Annotated in this window: 19 protein-coding genes; 11 read left to right on the top strand and 8 right to left on the bottom strand. The window is 70.3% G+C overall.

The window, feature by feature from the left end:
• Positions 1–55 precede the first annotated feature (55 nt).
• The 3 genes from DEJ48_RS16940 to hemL all read right to left on the bottom strand — a co-directional run bounded on the left by DEJ48_RS16940 (position 56) and on the right by hemL (position 3,505).
• The gene (locus tag DEJ48_RS16940; RefSeq protein WP_150217006.1) at positions 56–1,276 is read right to left on the bottom strand and encodes a hypothetical protein; all 1,221 of its coding nucleotides are present in this window, start codon (positions 1,274–1,276) and stop codon (positions 56–58) included.
• Positions 1,277–1,490: 214 nt separating this feature from the next.
• Positions 1,491–2,183 carry a histidine phosphatase family protein gene (locus DEJ48_RS16945; RefSeq protein ID WP_150217007.1) on the bottom strand — a complete coding sequence of 231 codons (693 nt, stop codon included), beginning with the start codon at positions 2,181–2,183 and terminating at the stop codon, positions 1,491–1,493.
• The gene (hemL, locus tag DEJ48_RS16950; protein WP_150217008.1) at positions 2,180–3,505 is read right to left on the bottom strand and encodes a glutamate-1-semialdehyde 2,1-aminomutase; all 1,326 of its coding nucleotides are present in this window, start codon (positions 3,503–3,505) and stop codon (positions 2,180–2,182) included. The genes DEJ48_RS16945 and hemL overlap by 4 nt, the downstream gene beginning before the upstream one ends.
• Before the next feature lie 335 nt (positions 3,506–3,840).
• On the opposite strand from hemL, the gene DEJ48_RS16955 reads away from it, so the two are divergent.
• Positions 3,841–4,278, top strand: a complete 438-nt coding sequence (locus DEJ48_RS16955; RefSeq protein ID WP_016640275.1) for a hypothetical protein — start codon at positions 3,841–3,843, stop codon at positions 4,276–4,278.
• Positions 4,279–4,313: 35 nt separating this feature from the next.
• Here DEJ48_RS16955 and DEJ48_RS16960 read toward each other — a convergent pair whose 3' ends face one another.
• The 3 genes from DEJ48_RS16960 to DEJ48_RS16970 form a co-directional block, all read right to left on the bottom strand.
• Entirely contained in the window at positions 4,314–4,904 is a 591-nt protein-coding gene (locus DEJ48_RS16960) for an FMN reductase (RefSeq protein ID WP_150217009.1), read from the bottom strand.
• Positions 4,901–6,004, bottom strand: coding sequence for an LLM class flavin-dependent oxidoreductase (locus DEJ48_RS16965; protein ID WP_150217010.1), 1,104 nt, complete (start codon positions 6,002–6,004; stop codon positions 4,901–4,903). The genes DEJ48_RS16960 and DEJ48_RS16965 overlap by 4 nt, the downstream gene beginning before the upstream one ends.
• 105 nt (positions 6,005–6,109) lie before the next feature.
• On the bottom strand, positions 6,110–6,748 hold the full coding sequence (locus tag DEJ48_RS16970) for a TIGR03086 family metal-binding protein (RefSeq protein WP_150217011.1): 639 nt from the start codon (positions 6,746–6,748) through the stop codon (positions 6,110–6,112).
• Between the two features lie 89 nt (positions 6,749–6,837).
• Here DEJ48_RS16970 and DEJ48_RS16975 point away from each other — a divergent pair, with 89 nt between their 5' ends.
• The 3 genes from DEJ48_RS16975 to DEJ48_RS16985 all read left to right on the top strand — a co-directional run bounded on the left by DEJ48_RS16975 (position 6,838) and on the right by DEJ48_RS16985 (position 9,849).
• Positions 6,838–7,692, top strand: a complete 855-nt coding sequence (locus DEJ48_RS16975; protein ID WP_150217012.1) for a helix-turn-helix domain-containing protein — start codon at positions 6,838–6,840, stop codon at positions 7,690–7,692.
• A 46-nt stretch (positions 7,693–7,738) separates the two neighbouring features.
• Complete coding sequence (locus tag DEJ48_RS16980) at positions 7,739–8,251, top strand: GNAT family N-acetyltransferase (RefSeq protein ID WP_150217013.1); 513 nt, start codon at positions 7,739–7,741, stop codon at positions 8,249–8,251.
• A 167-nt stretch (positions 8,252–8,418) separates the two neighbouring features.
• Positions 8,419–9,849, top strand: a complete 1,431-nt coding sequence (locus DEJ48_RS16985; protein WP_150217014.1) for an MFS transporter — start codon at positions 8,419–8,421, stop codon at positions 9,847–9,849.
• A gap of 10 nt (positions 9,850–9,859) precedes the next feature.
• On the opposite strand, the gene DEJ48_RS16990 is transcribed toward DEJ48_RS16985, so the two are convergent.
• On the bottom strand, positions 9,860–10,348 hold the full coding sequence (locus DEJ48_RS16990) for a MarR family winged helix-turn-helix transcriptional regulator (protein ID WP_150217015.1): 489 nt from the start codon (positions 10,346–10,348) through the stop codon (positions 9,860–9,862).
• Positions 10,349–10,445: 97 nt separating this feature from the next.
• On the opposite strand from DEJ48_RS16990, the gene DEJ48_RS16995 reads away from it, so the two are divergent.
• The 4 genes from DEJ48_RS16995 to DEJ48_RS17010 all read left to right on the top strand — a co-directional run bounded on the left by DEJ48_RS16995 (position 10,446) and on the right by DEJ48_RS17010 (position 12,887).
• A complete protein-coding gene (locus tag DEJ48_RS16995; RefSeq protein ID WP_150217016.1) occupies positions 10,446–10,781 on the top strand; it encodes a YnfA family protein in 336 nt (111 codons plus the stop codon).
• Between the two features lie 107 nt (positions 10,782–10,888).
• Positions 10,889–11,656, top strand: coding sequence for an SDR family NAD(P)-dependent oxidoreductase (locus tag DEJ48_RS17000; RefSeq protein ID WP_150217017.1), 768 nt, complete (start codon positions 10,889–10,891; stop codon positions 11,654–11,656).
• A gap of 2 nt (positions 11,657–11,658) precedes the next feature.
• Positions 11,659–11,868, top strand: coding sequence for a hypothetical protein (locus tag DEJ48_RS17005; protein WP_150217018.1), 210 nt, complete (start codon positions 11,659–11,661; stop codon positions 11,866–11,868).
• Between the two features lie 182 nt (positions 11,869–12,050).
• A complete protein-coding gene (locus DEJ48_RS17010) occupies positions 12,051–12,887 on the top strand; it encodes a hypothetical protein (protein WP_150217019.1) in 837 nt (278 codons plus the stop codon).
• A 50-nt stretch (positions 12,888–12,937) separates the two neighbouring features.
• Here DEJ48_RS17010 and DEJ48_RS17015 read toward each other — a convergent pair whose 3' ends face one another.
• Complete coding sequence (locus DEJ48_RS17015) at positions 12,938–14,131, bottom strand: RtcB family protein (protein WP_150217020.1); 1,194 nt, start codon at positions 14,129–14,131, stop codon at positions 12,938–12,940.
• Positions 14,132–14,311: 180 nt separating this feature from the next.
• Here DEJ48_RS17015 and DEJ48_RS17020 point away from each other — a divergent pair, with 180 nt between their 5' ends.
• The 3 genes from DEJ48_RS17020 to DEJ48_RS17030 all read left to right on the top strand — a co-directional run bounded on the left by DEJ48_RS17020 (position 14,312) and on the right by DEJ48_RS17030 (position 17,864).
• Entirely contained in the window at positions 14,312–15,268 is a 957-nt protein-coding gene (locus DEJ48_RS17020; RefSeq protein ID WP_317850920.1) for a DUF3558 domain-containing protein, read from the top strand.
• 143 nt (positions 15,269–15,411) lie between these two features.
• Positions 15,412–16,323, top strand: coding sequence for a DUF3558 family protein (locus DEJ48_RS17025; RefSeq protein WP_150217021.1), 912 nt, complete (start codon positions 15,412–15,414; stop codon positions 16,321–16,323).
• A 206-nt stretch (positions 16,324–16,529) separates the two neighbouring features.
• On the top strand, positions 16,530–17,864 hold the full coding sequence (locus tag DEJ48_RS17030) for a DUF2637 domain-containing protein (protein WP_150217022.1): 1,335 nt from the start codon (positions 16,530–16,532) through the stop codon (positions 17,862–17,864).
• Positions 17,865–17,869: the final 5 nt, after the last annotated feature.

A 17,869-nucleotide genomic window follows, 5' to 3' on the forward strand; every position in this document is an offset into this window, starting at 1 on the left:
CCGCACCCCCTCCACCGAACGAAGTCCCCTCTTCAGAGCGGGCCGGGGGCCTCTCTCAGAGGCTCTTCCAGCCGCCTGCGGGCTGCTGGCCGACCTCCAGGCCCTGGAGCTTGGCGAGGATCTTCGGGTCCTGCACGTCGAGCCAGTCGACGAACTGGCGGAACGAGACGAGGCGCACGTCCTTCTTGCCCGCGATGTGCTTCAGCGCCTCCTCCACGGCATCCATGTAGATGCCGCCGTTCCATTCCTCGAAGTGGTTGCCGATGAAGAACGGCGCGCGGTTGGACTCGTAGGCCCGCTTGAACCCGGCTATGTACGCCTCCGTGGCCTGCTTGCGCCAGCCCGGGTAGTTGTACGAGGGGGCCTTCGTCGAGTTCTTCGACTGGTTGGCGAGGATGTTGTAGTCCATCGACAGGACCTCGAAGGAGTGCCCGGGGAAGGGCACGGCCTGCAGCGGCAGGTCCCAGATGCCCATCTTCTTCTGGGGCCAGCGCTGGCGGCCGCCGGGCGAGGACGCGTCGTAGCGCCAGCCGAGCTTCTTCGCCGTCGGCAGCAGGTTGTCCTGGCCGAGCAGACACGGGGTGCGGCCGCCGACGAGTTCCTTCTCGTAGTCGAAGGGCAGCGAAGGCAGGTCGGTCCAGCCCGTGTTCGTACGCCACTTCTTCACGAAGGACTTCGCCTGGTCTATCTCGTCCTGCCACTGTGCGGGCGTCCAGTTGGCGACCGAACCCGAGCCCGCGCAGAAGTGCCCGTTGAAGTGCGTGCCGATTTCATGGCCGTCGAGCCATGCCTCACGCACGTACTTCAGAGTGTCCTTGATGTGACCGTCGGTGAGATATCCGATGTCGGAAGCGCCGACACCGTTGTTCGGCGGACGGTACATCCGCTTCTTCGATTCCGGAAGCAGATAAAGCCCGGAGAGGAAGAACGTCATGTGCGCGTCGTGCTCCTTGGCGAGCTTCAAAAAGCGCGGGAACAGACCGTTCCCCACTTCGCCCGCACCGTCCCAGGAGAAGATCACGAACTGCGGCGGCGTCTCGCCCGGCTTCAGCGGGACGGGCTTGCCCGGCTGGTGGGGCTGCTTGCCGGTGTACGAGGTCGAGCCGTCACCGATCGGCTTGGCCGGCTGCTTGTTCGCGCCGCCCTGCTCGTCCCCGGCCTTTCCCGCGGGCCCCGACGAATCGCCGCCGCCCCCGGAGCCGCATGCCGCGAGCCCGAAAGCGGCGGCCGTACCGGCTCCGAGTCCGAGCATTCCCCTGCGGCTGATGTCGCGCATTCCATCCCCAATCGTCGCGCCCTTGGGTCCGGCCCTGCTCTATCTGCCATGCAAGACGGACGACCAGTTAGAGGGCGCGACGATCACCGCGGTTCCGGTAAGTCGCGGTTATTTATGTTGTTTTACCGGAAGGGGACATACAGTCGCTGCGCGATTACGCGACGTCGATAATCAGGGATGCATCGAGTTGCCCCAAAGGGAAAAGCAGATGCCCTCAGGCGCCGAATGCCTTGCCCTTGCCCTTCACCGGCTTGGCGCCGGCGAGGAGATGCGCGGGCACCAAGTCCCGTGCGGGTTCCGTGTATCCCACCGAGACGATCTTGTCGCCGCGGTAGGTGAACGTCGTCAGCGACGCGAGCGTGCACTGCCGCTTGCGCGGGTCGTGCCACAGCCGCCGCTTCTCCACGAAGCTGCGCACGATCCAGATCGGCAGCTGGTGGCTGACGCACACCGCCTCGTGCCCGCGGGCCGCGTCCTTCGCCGCGTCCAGGGCGCCCATCATCCGTACGACCTGCTCGATGTACGGCTCGCCCCAGGAGGGCTTGAAGGGGTTGACGAGGTGCTTCCAGTTGTCGGGGTTCTTCAGCGCGCCGTCCCCGACACCGAAGGTCTTGCCCTCGAAGACGTTGCCCGCCTCGATGAGCCGCGCGTCCGTGGCGAGGTCCAGGCCGTGCGCCTTGGCGATGGGCGTGGCCGTCTCCTGGGCACGGTCCAGCGGCGACGCCACGACGTGTGTGACATCGCGCTGGGAGAGGTGCTCGGCGACCCGGTCCGCCATCTGGCGGCCCAGCTCGGACAGGTGGTAGTCGGGCAGCCGCCCGTACAGGATCCCGTCCGGGTTGTGCACCTCGCCGTGGCGCATCACGTGGACGACGGTCAGCTCGTCGCCCGCCGGGGTGCCGGTCATGCGGAGACCTCCGTGGCTTCCGCGGCCGCGCGCGCGGCACCCGGCAGGGCGGCGGCGACGCGCTCGATCGCCCGCTCGTCGTGGGCGGTGGACACGAACCAGGACTCGAAGGACGACGGCGGCAGATAGACGCCCTGCGACAGCATCGAGTGGAAGAACGCGGTGAAGCGGAAGGACTCCTGCGCCTTCGCGTCCTCGTAGTTGCGGACCTCGCGGTCGGTGAAGAAGACGGTGAACATGTTCGACGCGTTCTGCACCCGGTGGGCGACGCCCTCCTTGGCCAGCGCCTCCGTCACCAGCGAGCGGAGCTCGGCGGAGACGGCGTTCACCTTCTCGTACGCCGCGTCGTCGAGGAGCCGCAGCTGCGCGAGGCCCGCGGCCGTCGCGACCGGGTTACCGGACAGCGTGCCCGCCTGGTACACCGGGCCCGCCGGGGCCAGGTGCGCCATGACGTCCGCGCGGCCGCCGAAGGCCGCGGCGGGGAAGCCGCCGCCCATGACCTTGCCGAAGGTCATCAGGTCGGGCGTCACCCCGTCGACGCCGAACCAGCCGGCCTTCGACGTACGGAAGCCGGTCATCACCTCGTCGGAGATGTAGAGGGCGCCGTTCTTGGCGCAGGCGGCCTTGAGGCCCGCGTTGAAGCCCGGCTGCGGCGGTACGACGCCCATGTTGCCCGGCGCCGCCTCGGTGATGACGCACGCGATCTCGCCGGGGTGCTTGTGGAAGGCCTCGTGCACCGCTTCGAGGTCGTTGTACGGCACGACGATGGTGTCGCCCGCCTGGGCACCGGTGACCCCGGGGGTGTCCGGGAGGCCGAGCGTCGCCACGCCCGAACCCGCCGCGGCGAGCAGCGCGTCCACGTGGCCGTGGTAGCACCCCGCGAACTTGATCACCTTGGCGCGGCCCGTGAAGCCGCGCGCGAGACGGATGGCGGACATGGTCGCCTCGGTGCCGCTGGAGACGAGCCGCACCTGCTCGACGGGCTCGATGCGGGCCACGATCTCCTCGGCGAGCGCGACCTCGCCCTCACCGGGCGTGCCGAAGGAGGTGCCGCGCGCGACGGCCTCCTGGACGGCGGCGGTCACCTCGGGGTGGCTGTGCCCGAGGATCATCGGACCCCACGAGCACACGAGGTCGACGTACTCACGGCCGTCGGCATCAGTCAGGTACGGACCGGCACCGGACACCATGAAACGGGGCGTACCACCCACAGCGCGGAACGCGCGCACGGGAGAGTTCACACCGCCGGGCGTCACGGCCGCCGCACGGTCGAAAAGAGTCTGCGAAACTGGGGCGCTATACGGGAAGCTCACACGAGCCATGGTGTCAGAGGGCGCGGACATCCTGCGGACAGGTGTTTCACTCCACGTTTTAGCGGGTGAGCGTGGGGGAGGTCACTGACACGATGATCGGGTTGCGTGGCGGGGGCCGCGAGGCCTAGAAAAGACAGGGCCGTGCCGCCCTGGCAAAGCAGTCGGGTGGAGATATGCATCGCGGTGGCGGACTGGGCGAGGGGACCGACGGCCTGGGCCCCCGGCGTGCCCGGCGGGGCAAGCACCGACGCGAAGCGGAAGCGGAACCGGCGCAGGCGTCCGACCAGACGCCTCTCGGGTCCGGTGAGTCCCGGCGGGACCGGGTGAGCAGCAGGAGTGGCGGGGTGGGGGTGACGTACAAGTACTTCGGCGCCCCGGACGGCGCGACCGCCGCCCGCGTGCCGATCTCGATGCGGCCCGAGGAGCTCGGCGGTGACGAGCTCGGCATGGGCGGCATGTTCACGAAGATCAAGCCGGAGACGATGGCCGCGATGGTCCTGACCGGCATCGAGGGCATACCCCTGCACAAGGTCCCCCCGCTCGAACTGGTCGTCCTCCACCCCGACTACGCCGTGGTGAAGCTCCCCATGACCGTCGTCGACCCGCTGCGCGGCATCGGCGAGGAGTCGGTTGGCGCCGCGGCGTTCATCTGGTCCACGGTCCCGGACCGCGGCGGCCCGCGCGACGCCTTCAACGTGTACCAACTCCTGCACGAATGGCAGGATTTCAGCCACCGCCTGCACGACGCGGGCCACCAGGCGTACTGCCTGGTGTGGCCCTGACGTCTTCGGCTACGGCTTCATCCGTCGCTTTCCGGTCACCGCTGCCGCAGCGCGGCGAGCTGCTGCTCGAACGGGACGACCGGCACCTCGGCGCTCCTTCCGGAGGGCCCCGGCCGCATCAGCCGCGCGAGCTCCGCGCCCGCCCGGTCGAGACGCTCCGCGAGCCCTTCCGCGCCCCAGTCCTCGGACGCCGCGTAGATGCCGGTGGGCACGACGACGGCCCGCAGATACGCGAAGAGGGGCCGCAGCGCGTGGTCGAGGACGAGGGAGTGCCGCGCCGTGCCGCCCGTCGCCGCGACCAGCACCGGCGTGCCCGCCAGCGCGTCCTTGTCGAACCCGCTGACCGCGTCGAAGAAGGACTTGAACAGCCCGCTGTACGACGCGGAGAAGACGGGCGTGACGGCGATCAGGCCGTCGGCGCCGCGCACCGCGCCGATGGCGGCGTCCAGGGCGGGCCCGGGGAACCCGGTGGTGAGGCTCTGCGCGATCTCGACGGCGAGGTCGCGCAGTTCGACCACTTCCACGCTCACGTCGGCGTGCTGTCCGACGGCGGCGGCGAGCCGGTCGGCGAGCAGCCGGGTGGACGAGGGCACGCTCAGCCCCGCGGACACGACGACGAGCTTCATGCGGTGACCTCTTCCTGTGCGGTGGCCTGCTGGGCCGCGGCGGTCCTTGACGCGTGCGTGGGCGCGTCCGGGACGTCGGCCGGGCGGTTCTTGGCGAACTCCTCGCGCAGCACGGGGACGACCTCCTCGCCGAGGATGTCGAGCTGCTCCAGGACGGTCTTCAGCGGCAGGCCCGCGTGGTCCATCAGGAACAGCTGGCGCTGGTAGTCGCCCACGGTGTCGCGGAAGGACAGCGTCCGCTCGATGACCTGCTGCGGGGAACCCACGGTCAGCGGGGTCTGCGCGGTGAACTCCTCCAGCGAGGGCCCGTGTCCGTAGACGGGCGCGTTGTCGAAGTAGGGGCGGAACTCGCGCACCGCGTCCTGGGAGTTCCTGCGCATGAACACCTGGCCGCCGAGGCCGACGATCGCCTGCTCGGGCGTGCCGTGCCCGTAGTGCGCGTACCGCGTCCGGTACAGCTCGACCATCTTCGCGGTGTGTTCGGCGGGCCAGAAGATGTTGTTGTGGAAGAAGCCGTCTCCGTAGTAGGCGGCCTGCTCGGCGATCTCCGGGGACCTGATCGAGCCGTGCCAGACGAAGGGCGCGACTCCGTCGAGCGGCCGGGGCGTCGAGGTGAAGGACTGCAGCGGCGTACGGAACTTGCCCTCCCAGGTGACCACTTCCTCGTCCCAGAGGCGGCGCAGGAGTGCGTAGTTCTCGACGGCGAGGTTGATGCCCTGGCGGATGTCCTTGCCGAACCACGGGTAGACAGGGCCGGTGTTGCCGCGGCCCATCATCAGGTCGACGCGGCCGTCCGCGAGGTGCTGGAGCATCGCGAAGTCCTCGGCGATCTTCACCGGGTCGTTGGTGGTGATGAGCGTGGTCGAGGTGGAGAGGACGAGGCGCTCGGTGCGGGCGGCTATGTAGCCGAGCATCGTGGTCGGGGACGACGGCACGAAGGGCGGGTTGTGGTGCTCGCCGGTCGCGAAGACGTCGAGGCCGACCTCCTCGGCCTTGAGCGCGATGGCGACCATGGCCTTGATCCGCTCGGCCTCGGTCGGCGTGCGGCCGGTGGTCGGGTCGGTGGTCACGTCGCCGACGCTGAAGATCCCGAACTGCATGGCTTGCTCACTCTCCGCGGGTCCGCGTGTCTGGTCCGCGTATTTTCTGTTCCGCGTATTTGTTGACGGTTCAACTATACCCACGGAACAGGGGTGCGGCCCGGGCTATTCCCGGGAGGCCCGCACCTGGCCGGGCATCCAGTACGGATCGCGCCCCGTGGCCGCCAGCAGCCGCTCGAAGGCGGAGGCGCGGGACTCGTCCACCGGAACGGCCTCCCCGAAGACGCCCATCTTCCGGGCCATGGGAGCCATGCCCTCGACGGCGGCGGTGAGCCGCACCACCACGGGATCGCCCTCCGGGTCCCCCTGCGCGTACTCCTGCCCGGTGGCCCGCGCCAGGTCCCAGGCGTGCACGGTCAGGTCGAGCAGCACCATGCAGCCGACGGTCTCGGCGGGCATGTCCATCGCGCCGGTGGTGCCCTCGTCGGCGCCGGGCTCGCCCCAGGCCGCGACGAGCTCGTCCGCCTCTTCCAGGAGGCGCTCCCGCCAGTCGTCGACGTGTTCCGCCAGCCGGTCCGGCGTCTCGGAGAAGTCCGAGTCGCGCTTGGCCGCCAGCTCCTGGAACTGGACGACCACGTGGAAGAGGTGGTTGACCAGCGCGCGCACGTCGTAGTCGGCGCACGGGGTGGGCGCGCCGAGACGGTCGCCGTCGGGAAGGGCGCGCACCACGGGGGCGGCGCGCTCGACGGCCAGGGCGAGCAGCTCGCTGATCCTGAGGCCGGAGGGGGTGCGTGAAGTGTCCATGGGACGACGGTACGAAGGGGCGGGGACCCGCGGCTTGAAGAAACGCGACACTCCGGGCGGACGGGCCCCGCGGGCCCTACCATCCCTCCATGCCAGACGCGCCCGCAGCCGGTGACGGCCCCCGCCGCGACACCCGAGGGATCGTCGACGCACCGGGGCTGTTCTCCAAGGTGCGCTTCCGCCGCCACACCCCCGCCGAGGCGCTCCGCCCCTACCTGGAGCACTACTGGCTGATCGACTGGGACCTGCCCGAGCCCTACGCCACCCACGTGGTCCCGCACCCGTCGGTGAACGTCGTCTTCCAGCGATACGCAGCCGACGCCGCCGACGCCACCGGGACCGCCTTCGGGGAGGTCGCCGGCGTCGGGCTCGGCCTCTTCACCCAGAAACTGGAGGGGCGCGGGCGGGTGTGCGGGGTGCAGTTCCGTCCCGGCGCGTTCCGCCCGTTCGCGCCGGAGCGCCCGCTGTCGGACCTGACGGGCCACAGGCTCCCGCTGGACGAGGTGTTCCCGCACACCCCCGAGCAGGCCGCGGCCGCCGTGGCGGCGGTCCTCTCCCCCGATGACGAGCACGCGCGCGTGGCGGCGCTCGACGCCTTCCTGCTGAACCTCGCCCCCGCGCGGGACCCGCAGGCCGACCTGGCGGCGGGCCTCGTCGACCGCATCCGCGGCGACCGCTCGATCCGCCGCGTCGACGCGTTCGCGCGCACGGAGGGCATGTCCGTGAGGGCGCTGCAGCGGCTCTTCTCCGCGTACGTGGGCGTGGGACCGAAGTGGATCATCCTGCGGTACCGCATCCACGAGGCCCTGGAGCGGGCCGAGTCGGAGCGGGACGTCGACTGGGCGGACCTGGCGGCCGCGCTCGGGTACGCCGACCAGGCCCATCTCGTACGGGACTTCACCACGACGGTGGGCGTACCGCCGACGGCCTACGGGCCGCACTGAAGGCTGGGCACGGGTCGTTGTCGGACCCCCCGCCTACCGTGGGGACATGAAGCGATCACCGGCACGAGAACTGCGGCTCGAACCCTGGTCGGAGACCGACGGCCTCGCGCTGCTCCACGGCCTCAACACCCCTGATATGACGGCGCACTTGGGCGGCCCCGAGACCGACGAGAAGGTCGCGGACCGCCACCGCCGCTATCTCGCGCTCGACGGCAAGGGCGAGATGTTCCGCATCACGCTGGACGGACGCACCGCGGGCTCGATCGGGTACTGGGAGACGACCTGGCAGGGCGAGCAGGTCTGGGAGACCGGGTGGGGCGTCCTGCCCGAGTTCCAGGGCATGGGCGTCGCGGCGGACGCGGCGCGGCTCGTCGTCGAGAAGGCGAGGGCGGCGGGCCGCCACGACCACCTGCACGCGTTCCCGGCGACGGACCACGGCGCGTCGAACGCGGTGTGCCGCAAGGCGGGGTTCACGCTGCGGGGCGAGTCGACGGTCGAGTACCCGAAGGGGAACTGGCATGCGTGCAACGACTGGCGCGTCACGCTGAGCGCGGGCTGACCAACCGGACGGACCTCTCGGGCCGAGGTCGCGGGCCCGACCTGCGGGCCGGGGGCGTTCCGCGCCCCCGGCACACAATCGCCTTGACAGCTCCGGGGCTCCTCCCTCACATTTACCTGCGTCACGCAATATCTGCGTACCGCAGTAATACATGAACGAAGGACCCCGTGCTCTCCGACAGTGACACCGACACCGAACAGACCCCCCAGGCCGCCTCCGCCAAGCGCCGATGGGCCATCCTCGCCGTCGTCCTCGCCGCCGACGTCCTCGACCTCGTCGACGCCACCATCACCAACATCGCCGCCCCCGCCATCACCGAGGACCTCGGCGGCGGCCCCGCCCTCATCCAGTGGCTCGGCGCCTCCTACGCGCTGGCCCTCGGCGTCCTGCTCGTCGTCGGCGGCCGCCTCGGCGACAAGTACGGGCGCCGCCGCCTCTTCCTCGCCGGCCTCACCGGCTTCACGCTCGCCTCCCTCGCCTGCGGCCTCGCCCCCACCCCCGGAACCCTCGTCGCCGCCCGCCTCGTCCAGGGCGCGTTCGGCGCCCTCGTCATCCCGCAGGGCTTCGGCATCCTCGGCGCCGCCTGGCCGCGCGAGCACATCGGCAAGGCCTTCAGCCTCTTCGGACCCGTCATGGGACTGTCCGCGGTCGGCGGACCCGTCCTCGCGGGCTTCCTCATCGACGCCGACCTCGGCGGCCTCGGCTGGCGCCCGATGTTCCTGATCAACCTCGTACTCGGCGGCGCGGCCCTCCTGGCCGCCGTACGCCTCCTCCCCCACGACGACGGCGACCGCGCCACCGCCATCGACGGCCTCGGCGCCACCCTCCTCGGCGCCACCATGCTCGGCCTGCTCTCCGGCCTCATCGAGGGCTCCGCCAACGGCTGGACGGCCACGCCCGTCCTCCTCGTCGCGGCCGGCCTCGCCGCCTTCGCCCTGTTCTGCCGACGCCAGACCACCGCGCCCGACCCCCTGATCCGGCCCTCGCTGCTGCGCAACCGCGGCTTCACGTCCGGCCTGGTGCTCGGCGTCGTCTTCTTCGCGGCGGTCTCAGGGCTGCTCTACGTCATCTCGCTCTTCCTCCAGCAGGGCCTCGGCCGCTCGCCCTCCGAAACCGCGCTCGGCCTGCTCCCGCTCTCCGTCGGCATCGTCATCGCGTCGATCGCCTGCTACGGCCTCATCGGCAGGTTCGGCCGCACCCTCGTCCTCGCGGGCCTGCTCATCACGCTCACCGGCACCGGCTGGCTCCTCGCCCAGACCGCCGCCACCGGCACGGACACCGGCACCTGGGCCCTCGTTCCGCCCCTGCTCGTCATCGGCATCGGCATGGGCACGTGCTTCGGCACCGTCTACGACGTCACGATCGGCGACATCGCCCAGGAGGAGGCCGGCAGCGCGAGCGGTTCACTGAGCGCCGTGCAGCAGCTCGCCAACGCCATCGGCGCGGCGACGGTCACCACGGTGTTCTTCAAGACCGCGCGGGACGGCACGGCCCACGCCATGACGGTCAGCCTCGCCGTGGTCGCGGGCGTCACGCTGCTCTGCTGCCCCCTCGTACGGCTGCTGCCATACAAGGCACCGGAAGCACGCCCGCACTGAGACGCCCCCGTCAGCCGTCCAGCTCCCCGCCCCGGATCCGCTCCACCTGCGCCCCGCTGAACTCCACGGTGCGCCGCATATGGCCGATGAGGAGGGCGAGTTCATCGTCGTCGAGCCCTTCGAAGAGCTCGAACCAGCCGCCGCTCAGCTTCCCCCACATCCGCCCGAACTCGCCGAGCTTCTCCGGCACGGTCGCGACGAGCACGCGTCGGCGGTCGGCTGTGTCCCGTTCCCTCACGACGTAGCCCGCCTTCTCCAGCCGGTCGACGAGCCGTGTCGCCGAACCCGTCGTCAGACCGGTCAGCTCCGCGACGCGCCCGGTGGTGACCGGGCCGCGCTCCAGGCCCAGCAGGTTCAGGCACTGCACGTCGGTGGGGTGCAGCCCGAGGTGGTCGGCGACGGCCTGGTTGAAGAGGGCGTACGAGGCCATGTACCGCCGCGACTCGACGGACAGCTCACTCATCAGCAGCCCGCGCCGCCCCTGCCCGCCCTCTGCCATGCCGGAACCCTCTCCCAATACCTGCGCCGGACAACAATCGTACGACGCACACATGCGCCCGAGTCGGCGGCAAACCGAACATGCCACCCTGTCGACCATGCTCATCGTCCGCTCCGCCGCACTCTTCGTCCTCGCCGCGCTCTTCGAGATCGGCGGCGCCTGGCTCGTCTGGCAGGGCGTGCGGGAGCACAAGGGCTGGGCGTGGATCGGCGCGGGCGTGATCGCGCTCGGCATCTACGGTTTCGTGGCCACGCTGCAGCCCGACGCCGAGTTCGGCCGCATCCTCGCCGCGTACGGCGGAATCTTCGTCGCGGGCTCGATCGCCTGGGGCATGGTCGCGGACGGCTACCGGCCCGACCGGTGGGACGTGGCGGGGGCGCTGATCTGCCTCGCAGGCATGGCCGTGATCATGTACGCGCCGCGGGGCCGCTGAACGACCACGCCCCGTGGAGCCGCTGACCGGCCCGCATATCCTGACCAAGGGGCTGAAGGCCGAAGGCCCACCGCCCCCGAACCGCACCCCCTGCCCGAGGAGCGCCCATGACCGCCGCCGCAGCCACCCGCATCGCGATCGTCACCGGCGCGAGCAGCGGAATCGGCGCCGCCACCGCCCGCGGCCTCGCCGCCGCCGGCTACCGCGTCGTCCTCACCGCGCGCCGCAAAGACCGCATCGAGGCGCTCGCCGCCGAGCTGACCGACGCCGGACACGACGCGGTCGCGTACGCGCTCGACGTCACCGACCGCGCGGCCGTCGACGAGTTCGCCACCGCCTTCCGCAAGATCGCGGTCCTGGTGAACAACGCGGGCGGCGCGCTGGGCGCGGACCCCGTCGCGAGCAGCGACCCGGCGGACTGGCGCCAGATGTACGAGACGAACGTCATCGGCACGCTCAACGTCACCCAGGCCCTCCTCCCCGCCCTCACCGCGAGCGGCGACGGCACGGTGGTCGTCCTCTCCTCGACCGCCGGGCACGGCACGTACGAGGGAGGCGGCGGCTACGTGGCCGCGAAGCACGCCGAGCACGTGCTCGCCGAGACCCTCCGCCTGGAGATCGTCGGCACGCCGGTCCGCGTCATCGAGGTCGCCCCCGGCATGGTCAAGACGGACGAGTTCGCCCTGACCCGCTTCGGCGGCGACACCGACAAGGCCGCGAAGGTCTACGCGGGCGTCGCCGAGCCGCTCACCGCGGACGACGTGGCGGACACGATCACGTGGGCGGTCACGCGGCCCCCGCACGTCAACATCGACCTCCTGGTGGTCCGCCCCCGCGCCCAGGCCTCCAACAGCAAGGTCCACAGGGAGTCCTGACGATGCGCCTCCCCGGCGACGACCCCGGCCGCCCCGCCTACTCCGCGGACTCCCCGGACCCCCTGGAACGCCTCACCCACGAACACGAGGCCCGCTCACTCGCCGAAGAGGCGAAGAACGAACGCCTGGTGTGGTGGTACCTGGCGTACTTCCTCTTCGGCATCCACATCGTCGCGTTCATCATGATCTACGCGGTGACCCACGCGAAGTAGGCATCCCGCCTTGGGCGTGCACCGTCGCGAGTCACCCACACCGGTGAACGCGACGTATCGCCATGCGAGTTGATGTTCGGCCTGCCTAGGCTCGTGCCGACAACATCACATGCGTCGGCCCCCGGCCGGGATGCGACCCCGAGCCGAGGGCCTGACCACACAGGAAGGCGTACATCTTCCTCATGGCTGAACCCGAGCCTAGCGCTCCGCAGTTCATGGACCTCAGCGTCCCCGAGTACGCGTACATGTTCGGCTTCTTGCAGGCCGATGGGCATCTCCAGCAAGGAGTCGGTCAGAAGGGCAAGTTGACTGTCGAGATCAGCGTGCGGGACATCGAGATCCTGCGCGAGTTCCAGAGGCTGACCCCGTACAACAGCACCATCAGCGAGCGGACCCGCTCGACGAACTTCGCAGAGACACACACGTCGGCCACCTGGGCCTTGTGCTCTTTGGAAGCCAGAACCAGGCTCAACGAACTCGGCCTGCCCTACGGCCGCAAGTCCAGGAAGATCACTCCACCCCGCGTGGAGTTCTCCCGTCGGGACTACCTGCGGGGCGTCATCGACGCGGACGGCGCCGTCGGATACACCGCCCAGGGGCTGCCGTTCATCTCGCTGACCACGGCAAGCACAGCAGTAGGGGTCTACCTCTGCAGATACACGCGCATGCTCACCGGCGCCGAGCGCCTGATCAAGCGAAACGCACGCGACGACATCTACAACATCGTCTACACGAAGGAACCAGCCCTGGAACTGGCCAGGGATCTCTACTACCCGGGATGTCTGGCTCTGGACCGCAAACGCGCCGCCGCCGCGACGCTGGCCTCATGGGTCCGCCCGGCCGACATGAGGCACGCCCCGCCCCGTCGCCGCTGGAAAGAATGGGAAGACCAGATCCTGCTGCAGCACTGCGACGCCGGGGTCTCGGCCACGGAGCTGGGGCGGACGGTCCAGAGCTGCAATCTGCGCCTCTGGCGCCTTCGCACCGGCCGGGTCCCCATGCCCTCGAACGATCAGTGAGGCACTGACCAGCGGGGCCCGTGCCGGTGACAGCACGGGCCCCGCCCTCTTCACCCCTTGACGCAGACGACCTGCTTCAGCTTCGCCACGACCTCCACGAGGTCGCGCTGGTGCTCCATCACCTGCTCGATCGGCTTGTAGGCCGCCGGGATCTCGTCCACGACGCCCGAGTCCTTGCGGCACTCGACGCCCCGCGTCTGCTCCTCCAGGTCCTTCGTCGAGAAGCGACGCTTGGCCGCACCTCGGCTCATGCGCCGACCCGCACCGTGGGAAGCGGAGTTGAAGGCCTTCTCGTTACCGAGACCCTTCACGATGTACGTGGCCGTACCCATCGAACCCGGGATGATCCCGAGGTCACCGGTACCCGCCCGGATCGCACCCTTACGCGTCACCAGCAGGTCCATGCCTTCGTACCGTTCCTCAGCCACGTAGTTGTGATGGCAGCTGATCTCCGGCTCGAAGGTCACCTTCGCCTTCTTGAACTCCTTGCGGACCACGTCCTTGAGGAGCCCCATCATGATCGAGCGGTTGTACTTCGCGTACTCCTGCGCCCAGTAGAGATCGTTCCGGTACGCCGCCATCTGCGGGGTGTCCGAGACGAAGACCGCGAGATCACGGTCGACCAGCCCCTGATTGTGCGAGAGCTTCTGGGCGACGCCGATGTGATGCTCCGCAAGCTCCTTGCCGATGTTGCGCGACCCGGAGTGAAGCGTGAGCCAGACCGCACCTTCAGTATCGAACGATAGTTCCAAGTGATGGTTGCCGGCTCCAAGCGTTCCCATCTGCTTGACCGCCCGCTCCTCCCGGAACTTGACCGCCTCCGCAACCCCCTCGAACCGCCCCCAGAAGTCCTCCCACCCAGCCGTGGCCATCCCATGGAAGCGCCCCGGCCCGACGGGGTCGTCGTGCATGCCCCGCCCCACCGGAATCGCCTGCTCGATCTGCGACCGCAGGCGGGACAGGTCGCCCGGGAGGTCGTTCGCGGTGAGTGACGTCCTGACCGCCGACATGCCGCAGCCGATGTCCACGCCGACCGCCGCCGGGCAGACCGCGCCGCGCATGGCGATCACCGAGCCGACCGTCGCGCCCTTGCCGTAGTGGACGTCCGGCATGACGGCCAGGCCCTTGATCCACGGCAGCGTCGCCACGTTCTGGAGCTGGCGCATCGCCGAGTCCTCGACCGTGGCCGGATCCGTCCACATCCGTATCGGGACCTTCGCCCCGGGAACCTCTACATACGACATATCGTCCTCATCCCCCTGAAAACAACTACAAGCCTAGAAGCGCAAATACCGGCGCCAAGGTCAACGAAAGGGGTGACGGACCGGCGTCCACGGCAGCGCGTGCGATACACATTGTGTCCACCGGCCGCCCACCAGCGGCAACCGAATAACCAGGCAGAGCCAGGCGAGAGGAGCCATACGGTGCAGCTGAAGGCCAAGGCCTGTGTACCGGGCGCCGCCGCGCTCCTCGCGGTCGTGCTGACCGGCTGCACCGGCGGGTCCGGGCTCGGTGACGAGAGCGACGACTCCAAGCCGGGCGGCAGCGGCAGTTCGAACGCCCCGGCGCAGCCCGGCAAGTACCGCACCCTGCCGGAGCCCTGCGGCGAGGTCGACGAGGACACCCTCGACGCGATGCTGCCCGGCATCCCGGAGATGGAGGACCCCGAGCAGCGCGAGAAGGCGTACGAGGGCACCCCCGCGGTGACGTACGACACGGACCGCCGCGTGGGCTGCAACTGGAAGGTCGAGTCGACCGGCGCCTCCCACCACCTGCTCATCGACTTCGAGCGCGTCGTGTCCTACGACGGCTCGGTCAGCGACGACGCCCGCGCCGCGGAGGTCTACGCGACGAAGCTGCGCGAGGCGGGCCTCTCCCGCCCGTCCGACGCCCCCACGGAGAGCAGTGGGAGCGGCAGCGGGAGCGGGAGCGGCAGCGGGAAGGGGAGCGAGAGTCCGGACGAGGGCGAGGACTCCGGCAAGAGCAGGGGCGACAAGCCGCAGGGCGGCGAGAACGCCCGTGCCGGTGACGAGAAGAGCAGCCGCAAGGGCAGCCGTGAGGGCAGTCCTGAGGGCGCGGAGGACGCCGGCGCCGTCCGCGACGGCGCCGCCACGTCCCAGCCCGCGGACCCGCCCCCCGGCCTGGAGCCCCGCACCCTCTCCGACCTCGGCGACGAGGCCTTCCTCGACGACGCCCTCACGACCGCCACCTCCGCCTCCCGTCACCGCACCGTGACTGTGGTGTTCCGCACGTCGAACGTCATCGTGACCATCGAGTACGACGAGCAGCCCGGCCGTCGCACGGATGTCCCCGACAGCAAGGAAATGCAGGACAAAGCGCAGGATCTGGCCGACGGCCTGGCCGGCGAGTTCGACGAGTAGCGGGCGGCCGGGGCGGGTACGGGCGGGCCCCCGCCGCCCTGAAGCGGAGTCGTCCGCCGTCCCATGCGCGTACCGTGGCCCCTCGGACCCGACGACGTCACGAGACGAACTGGACGTCACGAGACGAACAGAGTGAAGGAACCATGCACCGACCTGCACAGCGAAAGCGACAGCTCCGCAGCCGCCTCCTCGTCTGCGCGGCCGCCGTACCGGTGATCCTCGTCGCCGGCTGCTCCTCCGACTCCGGCTCCGACTCCGGATCCGACGCGTCGAAGAAGGACTCGGGCGCCAAGTCCTCGGCGTCGGCCAAGTCCGGCGACGACGCCCCGAGCGTGGAGATGGCCGCGTACGCCAAGCTTCCGGAGCCCTGCGACGTCCTGTCGAAGAAGACCCTCGAGGACCTCGTGCCGAAGGCGAAGGACAAGTCCGGCAAGGCCGGCACGTCCAGTGACACCGCGCTGCGCGGCAGCTGCTCCTGGGACAGCCTCGACAACAACGGCGTGGACGGCTCGCAGTTCCGCTGGCTGCGCGTCTCGCTGATGCGTTTCGAGTCGGACGCGTCGCTGGGCAGCGGTGCCAAGCGCGCGCAGGACAGCTTCGCCAAGCAGGTCGCCGACGCGCAGGCGACGAAGGACGCGAAGAACGTCAAGGCGGAGCCGGTGCAGGGTGTCGGCCAGCAGGCGACGCTCGTGCGGTACGACCTGAAGAAGGACAAGGACACCTTCAAGCAGCAGACGTTCGTGACGCGCGTGGAGAACGCGGTCATCACCGTCGACTTCAACGGCGCGGGCCTGGCGGGCGACAAGTCCCCGGACGCGGGCAAGCTCGGCAAGGACGCGCAGAAGGCCGCGAAGGAGGCCGCGGACGCGGTCGTCGCGGCCAACGGGGGCGGCGACAAGGCGTCGTCGGGCGCGAGCGACAAGCCGAAGTCGGACGACAAGACGGACGGCAAGACGGACGAGAAGAAGTCCGAGGACAAGAAGTCGGACGACAAGAAGTCCGACGCATCCAAGTCCGACGACAAGAAGAAGAGCGACAGCGACACCAAGTCCTGACGCTCCCGCGCATCGCCCAACGCGCGCCCTCACCAGGCAAGTTGACGGAGCCCGGCCCCTCACGGGCCGGGCTCCCGGCGTACCGGCACACAGCGTTCCGCACGTATGTGCCAGGCTGTCGCTCGCAATACGGCGCCGCACGGCGCCATTAGCCGCTACAAGCCGACACACGGTCTTGCACAGGGAGGGGTTCGCGGGTGGCCGCGATGCAGCTGACACGCACGCACCGGATACTCATCGGAGTGGTCGTCGCCGGAGCGGTCGTCATCGCCGGGATCGGCTTCGCGGGGTCGTACGCGGCCGTGCGCGAGCTCGCCGAGGAGAAGGGGTTCGGCGGCTTCTCGGTGGTCTTCCCCATCGGTGTCGACGCGGGCATCTGTGTGCTGCTCGCCCTGGACCTCCTGCTGACCTGGCTCCGCATCCCCTTCCCGCTGCTGCGCCAGACGGCGTGGCTGCTCACGGCGGCGACGATCGCGTTCAACGCGGCGGCGGCCTGGCCCGACCCGCTGGGCGTGGGCATGCACGCGGTGATCCCGGTGCTGTTCGTGGTCGCCGTCGAGGCGGCGCGGCACGCGGTGGGCCGGATCGCGGACATCACCGCCGACAAGCACATGGAGGGCGTGCGCCTCACGCGCTGGCTGCTCTCCCCCGTTCCCACGTTCAAGCTGTGGCGCCGCATGAAGCTGTGGGAGCTGCGCAGTTACGAGCAGGTCATCAAGCTCGAACAGGAGCGCCTCGTCTACCAGGCGCGTCTGCAGGCCCGCTTCGGCCGCGGCTGGCGCCGCAAGGCTCCGGTGGAGTCGCTGATGCCGCTGCGTCTGGCCCGTTACGGCGTTCCGCTCGCCGAGACGGCTCCGGCGGGCCTGGCGGCGGCCGGGATCGACCCCGCCCTGCTCCCGCCGGCCCCGCCGGTCTCGATGACGAAGGCCCCCGAGGCGGCCCCGCAGCACCCCCAGCTCCCGGCGGCACCCGAGCCCGAGCCCGCCCCGGCCCCCGCACAGCAGCAACCGCAGCCGCAGCCCGAGCCCCAGCCGGAGTCCCAGCCTCCCGCCTCCCCGGAGGAGACCCTCCCGGTCGCGAACCACGCGAGCCCCTGGTTCGCGGCGCACAACGCGTCGTACGCCCCGGTGGCCCCGTACGACGAGTGGTACGCGGAGCAGGAGAGGCAGCAGGCGCCCGACGGGGCGCAGGAGCGGCAGGAGTACGCCGAGCAGCAGTTCCAGGAGGAGCAGCAGGCGTTCCCCGTCCCGAACGGCGCGGGCGGCACCCGTCCGCTCGGCGAGGGCACCCAGCAGCAGCCCGAGGTCCCGGCGCAGGGCCCCGTCCAGGGCCCCGCCCCGGCTCCGGCCCCCTCCGACGAGGATCTGTACCAGGTGTTCCGGCACTCGATAGAGGGTGAGGGCATGCCGACTCCGGGCGCGTTCGCGGCGAACGCGGAGGCGGCGTTCGGCCTGCGCCTCCAGTCCCGTGAGCTGAACAACTACATGGACCGCTTCACGGCCCGTCTGGACAACGAGCTGATGGAAGACCACATCGCGTAGTCAGG

The organism is Streptomyces venezuelae (genome assembly GCF_008642315.1).
In the GTDB taxonomy this organism is placed as follows: domain Bacteria; phylum Actinomycetota; class Actinomycetes; order Streptomycetales; family Streptomycetaceae; genus Streptomyces; species Streptomyces venezuelae_D.